The sequence below is a fragment of the Mesorhizobium sp. M0208 genome (assembly GCF_040322015.1).
GTDB lineage: Bacteria > Pseudomonadota > Alphaproteobacteria > Rhizobiales > Rhizobiaceae > Mesorhizobium.
Map to the genome: position 1 here is coordinate 79,394 of NZ_JAMYSP010000014.1, position 16,111 is coordinate 95,504.

Consider the following 16,111-nt stretch of genomic DNA (forward strand, 5'->3'; position numbering starts at 1 on the left):
TATGGTCGTTGATCTGGCCGGCGTGATGGCGCCGCGCACGCCGGCAACAGAGCCGGCGATCCGGACGCGCAGCCCGAACGGCTCGGCCTTGCGCTTGTGTAATCGCGCCGAGACGCGCGTCGCGATGTCGCCGACCCAGACCCCCAGGAAGCGCAGCCCCATCCGGCGATCGGCCCAGCGAAGCTTGTCGCGAAAGACCCGGCAACGAAAAAGGCCGCCCTTCCGGCGGCCTTTTGCAAATGAACTCAGCTGCTTAGAGCGCGGATGTGATCTGCAGCTCGTTGGCTCCGTCGAGGCCGTAAATGTCGTCACGGAACTGGACCACGCCCGGTCCTGTTGACCAGGCCGAGACGTAGAGAAAATAGACCGGCACCGGATTGGTGACCTGCACCGGCGTGTTCTCCCCGGTCTTGATCGCCGCCTCGAAATGCTGGCGATCCCAGCCCGGTGTGTCGCGCAGAATCCAGGTGACGAGGTCGCGCACGTTCTGAACGCGCACGCAGCCAGAGGAATCGAAGCGCATCAGCTTGCCGAAAAGGCTCTGCTGCGGCGTGTCGTGCATGTAGACGCCGTCCGGGCTGGGGAAATTGATCTTGACCGAGGCCATCGCGTTGCCGGAACCGGGATCCTGGCGGAAGCGATATTTTTCGGCATCGTCGGTCGACCAGTCGACCGTCATTGGGTCGACCTCGCTGCCGTCCGGCGCGAACAGGCGGATATGGCTATCCTTGAGATAGTTGGGGTCCTTCCGCATCAGCGGAATGATGTCCTTGCGCACGATCGAGACCGGCGCGTTCCAGTACGGATTGACGATGATTTCGTTGATCTTGGAATTGACGATCGGCGTCTGGCGATCGATCTTGCCGACGATCGCGGTGTGGCGCAGCACAACGCGGTCGTTCTCGACAGCCTCGATCTGCGCCGCCGGGATGTCGACCAGCACATAGCGGTTGCCAAGCGTGCCGGCCCGCTCACGCAGCCGTTGCAGATTGGTCTGCAGCTGACCAAGCCGAACCGGCGCCGACACGTTCATTGCCGCGAAAGTATATTTGCCGGTGGTCCCGTCGGCCGGCAAGCCGTGACGCAACTGGAAGCGCTTGAGCGCCGAGTCGACGTAAGAATCGAACGCTTCCGAGAGCCCGGCGCTCTGCGCCAGATCGCCCGATATCATCAAGCGCCTGCGCAGCGGCACCACATCGGGATCCTCGACGCCAAGCTGCAGCTTCTTGGTGTCTGGAACCTGCTCCCAGCCGCCTTGCGCGACGATATTCTGATACTGCATGATCGCCTGCTCGGTGAAGGACACCGTCTGCAGGCTGAAGATCGGCAGCGTCGAGGCAACCTTGCCGCCTTCGCTGGCACGCGCATCGAATTGGTCGTCCCAATTGCCACGCGCCGAGGATTTCAGGATATCCCCGATCACATCCTGTGCACTGGCGCGGCCGGCGACCATTGCGGCTGCGAGCGCGGAGGCTCCTGAAAGGAAGAAACGGCGGCTGGTTCTCATGGATGGTCCAGACATTCTTGCTACAATTCAACCCACCGGGCGGTCTCGCCCGCACTCTAGAGTTGGCTTCTTAACAATTAGCCAACCATGGCCCGCATCACTTCGGTGTAAAAACACATGGGTGTAAAAACACATGGAAGTGACTTGAGCACAGGACAAATGCACGGCTTTGGCCCAGCATCACCCGCATCTTCGGTTCCATTCGAATATGGCGGCAACGTGGCTGTTGCTCGAATTTGGATCGGCCGGCCTGACGAAACGGCAAGACCGGTGCTTTTCGGCACCGGTCTTTGGTCTGCTCCGCGGCAGCACTTCCGTGGTCCAGCTTCAGATCTTGCTGCGGCGGGTGCGATTACATCCGATAGGCGATGGTATCGTTCCAGAACCGATCCAGCCGCTGCAGGGCGCGGTTCATCTGCTTGAACTCTTCCGTGTTGATGCCGCCGACCTGCTCGATCGAGCCGACATGGCGTTCGTAAAGGCCGGCGACGACTTCCGCCACCTCGTTGCCCTTCGGCGTCAGCGAGACACGGACCGAACGGCGGTCGATGCGCGAGCGCTGGTGGTTGATGAAGCCGAGATCAACCAGCTTCTTTAGATTGTAGGAGACATTCGAGCCGAGATAATAGCCGCGCGAGCGCAGTTCGCCAGCGGTCAGCTCCGAATTGCCGATGTTGAACAGCAGCAGCGCCTGGATGGCGTTGATGTCGGAGCGACCGTTGCGGTCGAATTCGTCCTTGATCACATCAAGCAGACGGCGATGCAGCCGCTCGACCAGCTGCAGCGATTCCATGTACAGCGAACGGATCGCCTCGCGGCGGTCATCGGATACGTTGGCGGTCTTCGCCGCCGGACGCGAATTGATCATTGTCTTTGCCTCTCGTTTGTCGCCAGGTGATTTTTTTGTTCTTCACCTTGATCGCGACACTATCGAATACTCATAAAATTCGACTTAAACGCCAAGGCTAACAAGAGCTTACCGGTAAGGGGTTTCGAAAGAGGCTTAACGGACGGTCACCCGAGCAAGGATGATTAACCTAAAGATTTAGCCAACGATCCTGGCCGGAATTGCTATCGCCGGGCTTGCCGCTTCTGGATCCAGATCACCACGCGGAACACTATGTAGAGCAGCGCCACCGCAAGGTGCGAGGCGACGATCAGCGGCCGGCGGCCGAACAAGTCGGGGAAGCCAGCATACATGACGCACTCGGTCACCGCGCAGATGAACCAGATCACCGGCCCCCAGGACGCCAGCATCCACAGGCCGGCGGCAGCGAATGGAAAAAACACCGCCAGCACCACCGCCGCCACCTGCCAGTGCACCGGCATCAGATCGAAGCGCCACAACTGGCCGGGGTAAACGCCGATCAGCCGGATCCAGTACAAGATGCCGAACAGCAGACAATAGCCGGCGATAACGCGCTGGAACCAGGCGAAGATGACCTCGATCGTCGAGGGCTGCAGCACCACGCGTCTCGAGGTGGCCTCGCTCACAGCTTCAGTTCCCGTTCGCCGAGCGATGCGAAATAGGCATCGACGTCGGCGGCGCTGACGTCATCGATGCCTGCCGGCCGCCATTGCGGCGTCGAGCCTTTATCGATGATGGCGGCGCGGATACCTTCATAGAAGTCGTGCCCGACAAGCATACGGTTGAGGATACGGAACTCCATTTTCATGCACTCGTCCATCGACAACGTCTGCCCGGCGCTGATCTGGCGCCACGCGACATGCAGGCTGGTCGGTGAACGTGTGCGGATGGTGGCCAGCGTCTTTGCCGCGAACTCGTCGGCGATGGCTGCCCGCTCCAGGCTGGCGACCATATCGGCCAGTGACGGCTGCGCGAAATGCCGAGCGATGGCTTCCAGCGTCGGCCTGTCTGTCTCGCGTTTGGCCGGGACGAAGCAGCCGCGCAGCACCGATTCCGGGTCGGCGCTTGCCGCCAGCCGGTCGAGAAAGCCGGGCTGGTCCTCCGCCTTGATCGTATGGGTGGCGAGGCCCGACCACAAAGCATCGCCATAGCGGATGCGGTTGCCGGTCAGCGCCAGATACATGCCGAAGCTGCCGCCGAGATCCGGCAACAGATGGCTGGCGCCGACATCCGGGAAAAAGCCGATGCCGACCTCTGGCATGGCAAATTGCGCGTTCTCGGTCAGCACCCGCTGCGAGCCATGGAAGGAGATGCCGACGCCGCCGCCCATGACGATGCCGTCGATCAGGGCGACATAGGGTTTCTTGAAACGGGCGATGCGGGCGTTCAGCCGGTACTCGTCGGCGAAGAACTCGACCGGCGGTTTTCCAGCCCGGCCGGCTTCGTAGATGTGGAGGATGTCGCCGCCCGCCGAAAATGCCCTGCCCTCGGCCTTGACGACGACGACGTCGACACCATCGTCGCGTTCCCAGCTGCGCAGCGCCTTGTCCAGCGCCTTGACCATGCGGTGGGTTACGGCATTGAGCGCCTGCGGCCGCGTCAGCGTGACGACGCCGGCCCTGCCCAACCTTTCGAAGCGAATCTCGTCGCCTCCGCCAAAATCCATCGCCAGAGAATCCCTCCCGCGCCCGCCGGGAGTGAAGTGCTAATGCGTGGCGCATAGCCACGTCAATGGCAGCGCCAATCCCGCCTGCTGGCCCGTGGCCGCAGCCGGTGCTAATGCTGGCGCTTTGAACTGGAAGGTTGGGCCATGCCTTGGTTGCCACGCCTTGCTGTTGTGGTGGTCGGCCTAATCGCTGCGAACACTCCTCCCGTATCGGCCGAAACCGTGGATAGTCTCTACCAGTCGCAGACCATCGTCACCGGCCAGGGCGAGGTCAATCGCGAGATCGGTTTCAAGACATGTTTGGATGCGGTGCTGGTCCGTGTCTCCGGTGATCAGCGGCTGGCGAAAAAACCTGAGGTGGCGGCGCTGCGCGACAAGGCCGGCAGCTTCGTTGCCGAATTCCGCTACCACGACCGCCTTGAAGGCATTCCGGTCCATGACGAACAAGGCACGCACGACCGGCCGCATGATCTCACCTGCCTATACAGGCCCGACGTCATCGATCCGGTGCTTGCCGCGCTTGGCAGCAAGCCATGGCTTGCCGAGCGGCCACGCCTGGCGATTTTTCTGGCGGCGGAGCAAGGCACAAGGCATTTCGCGCTGACTGCCGACGACCAGCGCGGGGCGGCGATGCGCGAATCCTTCGTCAATGCCACCGGTCCGCTGGTCATGCGGATTTTGTTTCCCGAAGCGTCGATGCTGTCGGCCTCGAAGCTTGACGACCGGGCCCTGCGCCATGCCGATATGGCGACGCTGGACCAGCTTGCCCGAAAGGCCGGTGCCGATCAGGCGCTCGCCGGCAGCCTGATCTGGAGCGACAAAGAGTTGGGCTGGATCGCCGATTGGCGGCTTGCCATGAACGGCAAGGCTTATAAGTGGCAAGTGCGCGGTGTCAGCTTCGACGAGGCATTCCGCGTCGCCATGCGGGGTGCTGCGCAGATCCTGTCGAGCAATGGTCAACCAGAATAACGCCCAACAGGACCGCTGGCACAATCGTGTCGCATTGGTCAGCAGCGAAGGCTCGTGGTAAAAGCCGCCCGTCCGGAGTTTTGGCGATGAACAAATTCACACCTGCAAAGCCTGCCGGCGCGCGCAGCGTCGACGAGATCACCGGCAGCCGGCGGCTGCGGCGCATGCGCAAGGCCGATTGGTCGCGCCGCCTTGTCCAGGAGAACCGGCTCTCGGTCGACGATCTGATCTGGCCGATCTTCGTCGTCGACGGCAGACAAGTGCGCGAACCGATCGCCGCCATGCCCGGCGTGTTCCGCCTGTCGCTCGACCTCGCCGTCAAGGAGGCTGAGCGCGCGGCCAAGCTTGGCATTCCGGCGATCGCCACTTTCCCCAATGTGGAGCTCGGCCTGCGCGATCAGACCGGTTCGCACATCCTCGATCCCGAAAACATCATCAACCGCGCCACCCGCGCCATCAAGCGGGCGGTGCCGGAGATCGGCATCATCACCGACGCGGCGCTGGATCCGTTCACCTCGCATGGCCATGACGGCATCTTGCGCGAGGGCATTATCGTCAATGATGAAACGGTGGAGCAGGTGTCGGCGGCGGCCGTCATTCAGGCGGCGGCGGGGGCCGACATCATTGCCCCCTCGGACATGATGGACGGCCGGATCGGTGCCATCCGCGATGCGCTCGACGCCAATGGATTTCAGGATGTAGCGATCATGTCCTATGCGACCAAGTTCGCATCCGCCTTTTACGGCCCCTATCGTGAGGCGGTCGGCACCGCCGGCCTGCTCAAGGGCGACAAGAAGACCTATTACATCGACCACGCCAATTCCGACGAAGCGGTGCGCGAGGCCGAGCAGGATCTAGCCGAAGGCGCCGACATGCTGATGGTCAAGCCCGGCCTGCCCTATCTCGACATCATCCGCCGGCTGAAGGACGAGTTGCAAATGCCGACCTTCGCCTATCAGGTCTCGGGCGAATATTCGATGATCAAGGCCGCCGCCGCCAATGGCTGGATCGACGGCGACAAGGCGATGCTGGAATCGCTGCTCGCGTTCAAGCGCGCCGGCTGCGACGGGATTCTCACCTACTTTGCGCCCGAAGTAGCGGCGATGCTGAAGGGATAGGTGATCGCATCGTTTTGGGACTTTGGTGCATGGGATGGGGCCTGTCGTAAACCTTCGGGATTGGCCGAATCCTCCCTCCCCCTCGTCATCCTGGGGCGGAGCAGGAGCGAAGCGACGCGGCGCAGACCCTAGGATCCATGCCGTGACCTGGCGGCAGCGCTCCGGCGGATCGAAAACGAACGCACCCATCCGGTTCTCCGAAAAAGTTCGGCCCATTCCGGATTGGTCTTCTTGATCTCCATTCGCGTGGTTCGTCGTTCTGGGCCGCTGTATTCTTCGGCCGATGTCACGGCATGGATCCTAGGGTCTGCGCCGCGTCGCTTCGCTCCTTGCTTCGCTCCAGGATGACGACGGGATGGTTGGTTATGGCCAATCGCCAGCGTTGGGAGATTGGCGGTTGTGGCCCAGCCGTTCATCGCTAGCCGGCGATCCAAAAACACCGCTTGCAAAATGCAATCAGTTAAGCTAACCCGATAACTGCTTGCATGTCACAATTGGTTATCGAGGAGGCTCTCATGTCCAAACTTCGCGTCAGCGCTTTCACCCTGTCGATCGACGGCTTCGGCGCCGGTCCCGACCAAGACCTGAAGAACCCGCTGGGTGTTGGCGGGGAAGCCCTGCACGGATGGATGTTCGGCACCCGCACTTTCCGCAAGATGGTCCTCGGCAAGGATGGCGGGACCACGGACACTGACGAGGCGTTCGCCGCACGCAGCTTCGAAAACGTCGGCGCATGGATCCTCGGCCGCAACATGTTTGGGCCAATCCGCGGCGAATGGCCGGATGACAGCTGGAAAGGCTGGTGGGGTGACAACCCGCCCTACCATGTGCCGGTCTTCGTGCTCACGCATCATCCGCGTGATCCGATTGTAATGGAGGGCGGCACGACCTTCTATTTCGTGACCGATGGCATCCACTCAGCGCTACAAAAGGCGAAAGCAGCGGCTGACGGCAAGGACATAAGGCTCGGCGGCGGCGTCGCCACGATCCGGCAATATCTCCAGGAAAAGCTCATCGACGAATTGCATCTGGCGATCTCACCGGTCCTGCTCGGCGCCGGCGAGAACCTTTTTGCCGGCATCGACATGCCCAAGCTCGGCTATCGCTGCAGCGAGCAGGTCGCGACGCCGAAAGCCACGCACGTCATCATCGAACGTGCCTAGCTTGTCGCAGGGCGCCACAGAGCAGCGCCCTCCTCGCCGCTTTAGTCAGTACTTCTCCGGCACATACAGTTCGCGCGGCAGTACCTGGCGCTCGTATTCGGGATTGAAGACGCGCTCCGGCAGTATGATCTCTTCGTGCGGCACCTCCTCATAAGGCATCTGCTTGAGGAGTTGGTCGATGCAGTTCAGCCGTGCCCGTTTCTTGTCGTTGCCCTCGACGATGAACCACGGGGCGCCACCCTTGCCCGCCGAGTCGCGGCCCTCGAAGACCACGACGAGCTTCTTCTTGTGATAGGCGACCCAGGACTGCAGCTTGATCAATTCGGATTGCAGCATGATGAGATCGCGAAAATACTGCAGGCGGTCGATCGATGGCGGATGCGCATTCTTGTAGATCTTGGCGATCTCCATCGACAGCGCCGGCTCCGAGATTTCCAGCTTATAATCTTCGTCGAGCGTGTCGGCGAGTTCCGCTTCCAGCCAGTCCCCGGCCGGGGAATTCTGTTTTATCTCGATCATTTGCGCTGCTCCGCTTACAGTCCTTGCCGGCCGCTGTCAGGCGCTCCGCCGCCCGGCCCGGCGGCCGGAAATCGAAGCGCTGAACCGATGTTAGTATAGGCCGGCAATGACGGTTTTATTGCAGCCACTGCTGCGCTGGCTGTGCGTTCAATCCGAAAGATGTGATCGAGCTTGCCCTGCGGAACTGGCGACAAGCGGAACGAATTATCCTACAAATGCCCGGTTCATTGAGGGCTGTCGTTTGCAACGCCCTTTCCCGATAAATCGTGAGGATACGACATGGAATACCGCACTCTCGGCCGTTCCGGGCTGAAGGTTTCGACGCTGACCATGGGGACAATGACATTCGGCGGCGGCGGCGCGTTTTCGGCGGTCGGCAAGACCGACCTCGACGAGGCGCGTCGGATGATCGACCTTTGCATCGATGCCGGCGTCAATGTTATCGACACCGCCAACGTCTATTCGAACGGCGTGTCGGAAGAGATCATCGGCGAGGCGCTCGGAGGCAAGCGCAAGGGCGACGTGCTGATCGCCTCCAAGGCACGCATGCGGATCGGCAAAGGCCCCAACGATGAAGGCTTGTCGCGCTACCATCTGATCCGCGAATGCGAGAGGAGCCTGAAGCGCCTCAGGACCGATGTCATCGACATCTATTTCCTGCACGAGTGGGATGGCCTGACACCGCTAGAGGAAACCATCGCCGCGCTCGACACGCTGGTCGCGCAGGGCAAGGTCCGTTATGTCGGCTGCTCCAATTATTCCGGCTGGCAAGTGATGAAGGGGCTGGGGATCAGTGACCGTCATCACCAGCCGCGCTTCGTCACCCAGCAGATCCATTACACGTTGGAAGCGCGCGAGGCCGAGTATGAATTGTTGCCGATCTCGGTCGACCAAGGGCTCGGCGTGCTGGTCTGGAGCCCGCTTGCCGGCGGGTTGCTGTCCGGTAAATACCACCGTGACCAGCCGACCGCCCGCCAGCTCAGCGGCTGGTCGGAACCGCCGATCCGCGACGAGGACCGGCTGTGGCGGATCGTCGACGCGCTGATCGACATCGGCAACAACCACGGTGTGTCGGCGGCGCAGGTTGCGCTTGCCTGGCTGCTCGGTCGGCCCGCCGTCAGCTCGCTGGTGATCGGCGGACGAACCGAAGCGCATTTCAAAGACAATATCGCCGCTGCAAGCCTTGTGCTTGGCGATGAGGAGCGCACACGCCTCGACGCGGTCAGCAGGCCGCCCGTGCTCTATCCTTACTGGCACCAGCAATTCACGGCAAAGGACCGGTTCGGTCCGGCCGATCTCGTCCTCGACCGCGACGGCGCCTGAAAACAGCCTGAAGCCAGGTTCCCGGACTGCGCCGAGATATGGAGCCGATCGTGCCTTGCGGTGTTGTGTTTGCGGCCCAATGCTCCTAGGCAAAGGCCAAGCACAATGAAAGGAACCGATATGGCACGAGCACCGAACTACGGTCAGGAACGCAAGGAACGCGACCGGCAGAAGGCTGCCAAGAAGGCGGAAAAGCAGGCTGCCAAGGTCGCAGCCAAGGAGCGATCGAAGCCCGAGGGCGAGAGCGAGTCCCAAACCAAAACCGAAACGGCCGAGTGATGACGCCCGGCCTGTCAGGCGGTCCGGGCCTCGGTCAAATCCCGCTATGCCTCAGGCGGGCGCCTTGTCGCTGACGAAGACGTTCACTTCACGAGCGGCGGCAATGAAGGCCCGTCTTGCGTTCATGGCCGGCTTGTCGCCGGCCAGCGCATCATGACAGGCCTGCAGCGCTTCGCGGTGCTTGGGGCTGCGCTTGCCGGGCCAATTGTTGAGGAGGTAGTCGGAAGCCTCGCGGGCCGTACGCAAGAGCTGATTGCTTCCTGCCGCGCCCTTGACGGTCACGGGTGTGTCAAATCGGTTGTTTTCCATCGCCGCTCTTACGCCATCGGCATTTGCGAAGCGAGACCGAAAGTAGCATTCTTCGCTCATCTGCCCTTTTTCGTCATCAATGGCCGCGGATCCTCACTCAAGCGACGACGGCAAATCCCCGGGCGCGCAGGCCGCGCCGGTCGTTGCGCAGCGAGGTCACCAGCCGGTCGCGGCTGCCGATGATATGGGTTGAAAGCAGGCGGGCAGCGCTATCGGCATCGCCGGCCCGTACCGCCGACAGAATGGCATGGTGTTCGGCCCAGGCACGGCCAAGTGCTGCCTCGTCGCGAACCTCGAGCCAGCGGGCGCGCGACAGGCGTGTCATCGCGTCGCGAACCGCTCTGAACAGAAACTCGTTGCCGGACAGACGCGCCAACTCGATATGAAAGTCCATGCCGACGCGATGCCATTCCTCGCGCGGCGTCTTGTCGTCGCAAGAATCGAGCATCCCCTCAATGATTTCGACGGCACTCCGGTCCTGCAAGGTGCAAGTTATTCTGAGCGCCGCGACCTCGACCGCCTCGCGATAGACGGCGATCTGCTCGAGTTCGGCGAGATTAATAGGCGAGACCGTCCAGCCGCGGCCGTCGCGGCAGATCAGGCCTTCGGTCTCGAGCCGCAGCAATGCCGCCCTGACCGGCGTGCGCGAGGCGCCGAAACGGCTTTCGACCCAGCGCTCCGTCAGCCGCTCGCCGGGACCGATCTCGAGCCCGAGGATCATCTCGCGAAGCTGCTTTTCGACGTTTTGCATCTGCGACATTGGCGTTCCTTTTGTTGGAGCCGGTTCATTGGCTCTCTGTTCACCGGCCATTTGTTGCCGATCCCTTTGCAGGGGCCGCATTGACAGCGACCAGCCTTGCGTCCATGATGGATACCAATCTGGTATACCAAAATGGGATCCACAACAAGTTTTCATCCAAGCCGGCGGGACAGGACAGGACATGCCGCAAGACGCCACCCTCGCCACGCAAGGCACGCACAACGTCCACTGGCGTCGCAATCTCGCCGTGTGTTTTGCCGGCTCGTTCAGCACGCTTGTAGCGATGACGCTGCTGTTGCCCTTCCTGCCGCTGTACGTCGAGCAGTTGGGCGCCGAGGGTCACGCGGCGATCGTCCAGTGGTCGGGCATTGCCTACGGCGCCACCTTCCTTGCTGCCGCGCTGGTTGCGCCCTTGTGGGGGCGGCTAGGCGACCGCTACGGCCGCAAACTGATGCTGGTGCGTGCCAGTTTCGGCATGGCGCTGTGCATGTCGCTGACCGGCATGGTGCAGACCGTCTGGCAATTGGTGCTCCTGCGCCTGCTGATCGGCTTTGCCGGCGGCTATTCTTCGGGCTCGACCATCCTGGTTGCCATGCAGACGCCGAAGGATCGCTCTGGCTGGGCGCTGGGCGTGCTGTCGGCCGGCATAACCGCCGGTGCTCTGGTCGGTCCGCTGCTCGGCGGCGCGCTGCCGCCGCTGATTGGAATCCGCGCCACCTTCCTGCTCGCCGGCGGCGTCATTTTCCTGGCGTTTCTGGCAACCACCTTGCTGATCAGGGAGGCCCCTCGCCCGGTTGCCGTCAAGGCGGCGTCACAAGAAAAAGCGAGAGGCGGCTGGTCGCAGATTCCCGACAAGCGCCCCGTCGTCGCCATGCTGGCGACCGGCATGCTGTTGAGTTTTGCCACCATGTCGATCGAGCCGATCATCACCGTCTATGTCCAACAGCTCATCGAAGATCAGAGCCAGGTCACGCTGATCTCCGGCATCGTCATGTCCGCGGCAGCGCTCGGCGCCATCCTGTCAGCGTCGCGGCTCGGCAAGCTCGCCGACCGTATCGGCCATTGGAACGTAATCGTTGCCGCACTCGCCGTCTCGGCGCTGCTCCTGATCCCGCAGGCCTTCGTTACGCAGGGCTGGCAACTCGTCGGCCTGCGTTTCTTGATGGGCCTGGCGCTTGGCGGTCTCGTGCCCTGCATCACCAGCGTCATCCGCCACAATGTGCCAGACGGCGTCGGCGGCAATGTGCTGGGCTTGTCGATCTCGGCGCAATATGTCGGGCAGGTCGCCGGACCGTTGCTCGGCGGCTTCGTCGGCGGCCATTTCGGTATGCGCTCGGTGTTTCTCGGCACATCGGTGCTGATGGCGGGCGGAGCGGCCTATAACTGGCTGGTCCAGTCGCGCCGCGAACGCGCCATGCTGGCGGAAGCCGGCAAATCCTGACACGGTTCGCCGCACTATCTCAGGCGGTCGCCAGGAATCGCGGAGGCGTGGAAATGAGCATGGCTGAACAGACGGCGGGCAGTCGCATTCTGATTTTTGCCGGCAGCCTATGCGGCGCAACCGGCGTGGCTCTTTCGGCGGCGGCGGCACATCTCGGCGGCGCTTTCGTCGGTACGGCCGCATCCTTCCTGCTCATGCATGCGCCGGTCTTCCTTACCGTCGGGCTGCTCGGTGGCAATAGAATCCTGCGAACCGGAAGCCTCATCCTTCTCGTCGGGCTTCTGCTTTTCTCGGGAGATCTTTTGGCCCGCGACTTCCTTGGCTCGCGGCTGTTCCCGATGTCGGCGCCGATCGGCGGCACGTTGCTCATCGGCGGCTGGCTCGTGATGGCCGCCTCGGCGCTGGTACACCCGCGCCGCCATTGATGCGGCAACCAATGGCGGCCGCTGCTCTTTTCGCCAGCCGCGCTCGATCCACGAGCTCTGTCTTGCCAGCTCAGTCTTGCGGACGTTCGGGCCGGACTTGGCCGTCGCGCTTGGGCGTCTTGACTATACGCCGTCGCTCCAGCCGTTCGGTGGCCGGCGAGATGCCCCAATAATTGCGATAGATGTCTTCGAACAGATGCTTGATCGGATGCATGGCTTAATGTCCTCTAGCTTTTTGAATCGATCCAATGCGCGGGCACAAATAATAGGCCGCCGATCAGCTCCGCTTGCGCCCTACGAGGAAACGCAGGTCGCGAATCCACGGACCGGTCCTGTCGCGCCCCTTACGGACATCCGCGCCCGAGCGGATGCTCCAGTCGTTCCGGTAAATGTCCTCGAACAGATAATTGACGGGGTGCATGGCGCTCTCCTCTTGTATCGATCCAATCTGCGGATAAAAACCGCTCTTGGATCGATTCAAGAATACGCGTCACATTATAAATGTCAAGCAGAAATTTGAATCGATCCAAGGAAGATGTTAGGTAATCGGCGATACTGTTGGACAGGAGTCCTGGAGACAAACAAATGGCATCACTCACCGAAGGCGGCAGGAGGCCCATCCGGCTGGCGGACATCGCCAAGGCCGCGGGCGTATCGCACGGCACTGCCTCCAATGTCTTCAGCCGTCCCGAAATCGTGCGCGAGGAGGTCCGCGAGCGGGTCAAGGCGGCGGCCGACGCGCTGGGCTACGCCGGCCCGGATCCCAAGGGCCGCCTGCTGCGCGCCGGCAAGGTCAATGCAATCGGCGTCGCCACAACCGAGCCGCTGTCTTATTTCTTCGACGACCCGTTTGCCCGCGTGATGATGGCCGGCATCTCGGAGGCCTGCGACGCCACCGGCGCGGGAATAGCCCTCGTGTCGGCTGGCAACGAGGAAAAACTTGCCTGGAATATCCAGAGCGCCCTCGTGGACGGCTTCATCCTGTTCTGCATCGAGGGCGGTCCGCGTCTCGTTGAGCTGACGCGCGAACGAAAGCTCCCCTTCGTCGCGCTCGAGCTCGGCTCGCAGGACGACACGGTCTCCGCGATCAGTATCGACAATGTTGCCGGCGGCCGGCTCGCGGCGCGCCATCTGGCGGAACTTGGACATCGCCGCTTCGCCGTGTTGTCGCTGGCCTTCGCCGACGACAGCACCGGTCTTGTCTCGCCCGAGCAGGTCCGGACGGCGTCCTATACCGGAACCCGTGATCGCCTCCTCGGCTATTTCGAAGAGCTTTCCCGGTTTGGTGTCGACACCACCAAAGTGCCGGTCTACGAGACCGAAAACGATAAGGCGAGCACAAGGGCTGGCCTTGAAACCATCTTCGCCTCGGCGGAACCGCCGACCGCCATCCTGGCGATGTCGGACCGGATCGCAATGGTGGCATTGGAATGGCTCAACGCACGGGGCATCGCGGTTCCCCGCGATGTTTCCGTCGTCGGCTTCGACGGCGTGCCTGAAGCCGCAACTTGCGAGCCTCCGCTCACCACCATCGCCCAGCCGATCGCCGAGATCGGCCGCCGGGCAGCGCGAAGAATCCTCGACTTCGACGGCACGGTGCGGCGAGAAACGCTCGACGTCGAACTTGTCGTCAGGGCATCGTCCGGACCACCGCCAAGTACAGGCTGACTGGGGCAGATCGGCTCCAAATCTTATCTATTGGCCGCCATGGGACCGATGCCAAAGGATGGACGAACAGGCAGCGCCTCGTTGCGGACCGGCTTGCCCTTGCCGGACCAGCCGATTGCGGACAGCCACTCCAGATAAAAGGCGAGCGCGAACTGCATGGCGATGCCGGCGGCGAGCAGCAGACTGTCATAGGCAATGCCGCCCGGGTTGATCAGCTTCATCACCTGCGCCGCCATGGCAATCACCGTGCCGGCAATGAAAACCGGCAGCGAGCGTTTGCCCAATATGGCGAGCGGATTGTCGCGGCCGGTGCGGAACAGGTTCGAGACGAAAGGCAAGGCGACGACCAGATAGCTCATCGCCAGGATGTGCAGCAGCCGCGGCAACGACAGGAACGTCTTGTCGAAACCGGTCAGCACCACCGGCAGGTCGAGCCATGACACATGCCCCCACAGCGGGCTATGCACCCAGACGAGCGCCGTCAGCACATAGGCGGCCGCCGCGCCGACCAGCCATCGATTGACCGGGATGGTGCCGCCGCGCCGCACATGCAACACGCTGGCCATGCCGATATTGAACAGCAATTGCCATGACAGCGGATTGAGGAACCAGAACCCGGGCTCCGGGTAGTTCGGCGGCGCGATCTGGTAGATTCCGGCAACCAGCCAAAGGGCTGCGGACACGGCAAGCGCGGCCAGTGGCCTGTAGCTGATGAACAGCAGGAAGGCCGGCGCCATCAACAGCAGCACCGCATAGACCGGCAGTATGTTGTTGTAACCGAGCTGATGGCCGAGCGTGACGACACCGACCAGGACTTGCGGCGGATTCCTGACGAGCGGCTCGATGTTGATCAGCGTCAGAAGGTCCGGCCGTTTCGCAAACACCGCCGCTGCGCAGAAGATGGCCATGACCACCATCGTCGTGACGATGTGGGTGACATAGAGCACGCCGGCGCGGCGCCACATCTTCAGCGTTGCGACCAACCGGTTTCCCGGCTGGAATCTGGTGCCGTAGGCAAGAGCGACGGACATGCCGGAGATCAGCACGAAGGCCTCGGCCGCATCCGAAAACCCGAAATTCTTGTAGGTCAGGGTTTCGAAAACTGTGCCCGGCACGTGGTCGATGAATATGGTCAGGAGGGCGAGTGCCCGGAACACGTCAATACGCGTATCGCGTTCCGGCGAAACTGGCATGGTCATCGATAAAAGGCCTTAAAGCTGGTTGTTCATGCGCGGTATGCGACCACCCGGGCGACCACCCGGCGCACACTGCTTCGAATCCCTCCCGCGGGGATTATATCGGCAAAGAAACGGACTGAAATGCGCCCGGTTCAATCAACTTTCGCGGAGCTTGAAAATATTCCGTTTTGAAGCCGGCAAATGAATGAAACATCGTGAAAACAAAAGGATGCAACTATGTCCGAAAAACCTCCGGAAGATGACTTTTTGCGGCGCGACCTGCCATTTTTTTATCGCGTTTACAGGCCCGCAGCACCAACCGGAGAGTGCCTCTTTCTGCTGCATGGATCGGGTGTCGACGAGACGACTCTGGTGCCGCTGGGGCGCCAAGTCTCGCCGCACGCCACCTTGGTGGCGGTGCGTGGCCGCATCGCCCAGGAAGACGGTTTCCGCTGGTTCAGGCGGATTTCGCCGATACGATTCGAGCAGGACAGCATCCGCAAAGAGGCGGACGCTTTCGCTGACTTCATCCCCAAGGCCGCGAAACGCCACGACCTCGATCTCGCCCGAGCCTCCTTTATCGGCTACTCCAACGGCGCCAACCTGGTTTCAAGCGTGATGCTGCTTCATCCGCGGCTGATCGTCCAAGCGGCTTTGCTGCGCCCGATGCCGGTTCTGGACGAGGTGCCGCCGGCGGATCTCAGCAACGCACGGGTGGTAATCTTATCCGGCGCCGACGACCTGATTTACCGGCCCTTCGCACTCGCGCTGGTCGGACTGCTCAGCCGGCATGGCGCCAAAGTCGAGGCCCACACCGTCGCCTCCGGCCATGAAATCGGCAATCCGGACGCCGCGATCGTCAGGCGGTGGCTGGCAGATCCTGCAGCCGCCGTTGCAACGTCAGATCGATAAGCCTCG

Annotated in this window: 19 protein-coding genes; 9 read left to right on the plus strand and 10 right to left on the minus strand. The window is 62.1% G+C overall.

Features of this window, described 5'->3' with window-relative positions; translation table 11 throughout:
• Positions 1–253: 253 nt before the first annotated feature.
• From NKJ17_RS16275 to NKJ17_RS16290, 4 genes are all read right to left on the minus strand, one after another.
• On the minus strand, positions 254–1,507 hold the full coding sequence (locus tag NKJ17_RS16275) for a L,D-transpeptidase family protein (RefSeq protein ID WP_352689388.1): 1,254 nt from the start codon (positions 1,505–1,507) through the stop codon (positions 254–256).
• A 352-nt stretch (positions 1,508–1,859) separates the two neighbouring features.
• Positions 1,860–2,375 carry a transcriptional regulator LdtR gene (gene ldtR / locus NKJ17_RS16280; RefSeq protein WP_023674486.1) on the minus strand — a complete coding sequence of 172 codons (516 nt, stop codon included), beginning with the start codon at positions 2,373–2,375 and terminating at the stop codon, positions 1,860–1,862.
• 203 nt (positions 2,376–2,578) lie between these two features.
• Positions 2,579–3,001 (minus strand): DUF6163 family protein, encoded by a 423-nt coding sequence (locus tag NKJ17_RS16285; protein ID WP_352506512.1) that lies wholly within the window; start codon positions 2,999–3,001, stop codon positions 2,579–2,581.
• Entirely contained in the window at positions 2,998–4,041 is a 1,044-nt protein-coding gene (locus NKJ17_RS16290; RefSeq protein ID WP_352689389.1) for an enoyl-CoA hydratase/isomerase family protein, read from the minus strand. Before NKJ17_RS16290 ends, NKJ17_RS16285 begins: the two co-directional genes overlap by 4 nt.
• A 144-nt stretch (positions 4,042–4,185) precedes the next feature.
• Here NKJ17_RS16290 and NKJ17_RS16295 point away from each other — a divergent pair, with 144 nt between their 5' ends.
• From NKJ17_RS16295 to NKJ17_RS16305, 3 genes are all read left to right on the plus strand, one after another.
• Positions 4,186–5,010, plus strand: a complete 825-nt coding sequence (locus tag NKJ17_RS16295; protein WP_352689391.1) for a DUF8605 domain-containing protein — start codon at positions 4,186–4,188, stop codon at positions 5,008–5,010.
• Between the two features lie 86 nt (positions 5,011–5,096).
• Positions 5,097–6,128: a porphobilinogen synthase gene (gene hemB / locus NKJ17_RS16300; protein WP_352506516.1), complete on the plus strand. Its 1,032-nt coding sequence runs from the start codon at positions 5,097–5,099 to the stop codon at positions 6,126–6,128.
• 515 nt (positions 6,129–6,643) lie between these two features.
• A complete protein-coding gene (locus NKJ17_RS16305) occupies positions 6,644–7,291 on the plus strand; it encodes a dihydrofolate reductase family protein (protein WP_352506517.1) in 648 nt (215 codons plus the stop codon).
• A gap of 45 nt (positions 7,292–7,336) precedes the next feature.
• Here the strand turns inward: NKJ17_RS16305 and NKJ17_RS16310 are convergent, their stop codons facing one another.
• Positions 7,337–7,810 (minus strand): polyphosphate kinase 2 family protein, encoded by a 474-nt coding sequence (locus NKJ17_RS16310; RefSeq protein ID WP_352506518.1) that lies wholly within the window; start codon positions 7,808–7,810, stop codon positions 7,337–7,339.
• Between the two features lie 279 nt (positions 7,811–8,089).
• On the opposite strand from NKJ17_RS16310, the gene NKJ17_RS16315 reads away from it, so the two are divergent.
• Positions 8,090–9,133: an aldo/keto reductase gene (locus NKJ17_RS16315; RefSeq protein ID WP_352689393.1), complete on the plus strand. Its 1,044-nt coding sequence runs from the start codon at positions 8,090–8,092 to the stop codon at positions 9,131–9,133.
• Positions 9,134–9,253: 120 nt separating this feature from the next.
• Positions 9,254–9,412, plus strand: coding sequence for a hypothetical protein (locus NKJ17_RS16320; RefSeq protein ID WP_254817539.1), 159 nt, complete (start codon positions 9,254–9,256; stop codon positions 9,410–9,412).
• A 51-nt stretch (positions 9,413–9,463) separates the two neighbouring features.
• Here the strand turns inward: NKJ17_RS16320 and NKJ17_RS16325 are convergent, their stop codons facing one another.
• Positions 9,464–9,721, minus strand: coding sequence for a DUF982 domain-containing protein (locus NKJ17_RS16325; RefSeq protein ID WP_023674477.1), 258 nt, complete (start codon positions 9,719–9,721; stop codon positions 9,464–9,466).
• A gap of 97 nt (positions 9,722–9,818) precedes the next feature.
• A complete protein-coding gene (locus NKJ17_RS16330) occupies positions 9,819–10,481 on the minus strand; it encodes a GntR family transcriptional regulator (RefSeq protein WP_352506519.1) in 663 nt (220 codons plus the stop codon).
• 181 nt (positions 10,482–10,662) lie between these two features.
• Between NKJ17_RS16330 and NKJ17_RS16335 the strand changes: the two genes are divergently transcribed.
• Together NKJ17_RS16335 and NKJ17_RS16340 are read left to right on the plus strand one after the other, a co-directional pair.
• Positions 10,663–11,922 carry a multidrug efflux MFS transporter gene (locus NKJ17_RS16335; protein ID WP_352506520.1) on the plus strand — a complete coding sequence of 420 codons (1,260 nt, stop codon included), beginning with the start codon at positions 10,663–10,665 and terminating at the stop codon, positions 11,920–11,922.
• A 53-nt stretch (positions 11,923–11,975) separates the two neighbouring features.
• Entirely contained in the window at positions 11,976–12,347 is a 372-nt protein-coding gene (locus NKJ17_RS16340) for a DUF423 domain-containing protein (protein WP_352506521.1), read from the plus strand.
• Positions 12,348–12,417: 70 nt separating this feature from the next.
• Here NKJ17_RS16340 and NKJ17_RS16345 read toward each other — a convergent pair whose 3' ends face one another.
• Both NKJ17_RS16345 and NKJ17_RS16350 read right to left on the minus strand, forming a co-directional pair.
• The gene (locus NKJ17_RS16345; protein WP_352477145.1) at positions 12,418–12,561 is read right to left on the minus strand and encodes a hypothetical protein; all 144 of its coding nucleotides are present in this window, start codon (positions 12,559–12,561) and stop codon (positions 12,418–12,420) included.
• A 63-nt stretch (positions 12,562–12,624) separates the two neighbouring features.
• A complete protein-coding gene (locus tag NKJ17_RS16350) occupies positions 12,625–12,768 on the minus strand; it encodes a hypothetical protein (protein WP_352506522.1) in 144 nt (47 codons plus the stop codon).
• 164 nt (positions 12,769–12,932) lie between these two features.
• Here NKJ17_RS16350 and NKJ17_RS16355 point away from each other — a divergent pair, with 164 nt between their 5' ends.
• Positions 12,933–14,015, plus strand: a complete 1,083-nt coding sequence (locus NKJ17_RS16355; RefSeq protein WP_352506523.1) for a LacI family DNA-binding transcriptional regulator — start codon at positions 12,933–12,935, stop codon at positions 14,013–14,015.
• Positions 14,016–14,038: 23 nt separating this feature from the next.
• Here the strand turns inward: NKJ17_RS16355 and NKJ17_RS16360 are convergent, their stop codons facing one another.
• Positions 14,039–15,214: an OpgC family protein gene (locus NKJ17_RS16360; RefSeq protein ID WP_352506524.1), complete on the minus strand. Its 1,176-nt coding sequence runs from the start codon at positions 15,212–15,214 to the stop codon at positions 14,039–14,041.
• Positions 15,215–15,430: 216 nt separating this feature from the next.
• Here NKJ17_RS16360 and NKJ17_RS16365 point away from each other — a divergent pair, with 216 nt between their 5' ends.
• Positions 15,431–16,105 carry an alpha/beta hydrolase gene (locus tag NKJ17_RS16365; protein WP_352689395.1) on the plus strand — a complete coding sequence of 225 codons (675 nt, stop codon included), beginning with the start codon at positions 15,431–15,433 and terminating at the stop codon, positions 16,103–16,105.
• Positions 16,106–16,111: the final 6 nt, after the last annotated feature.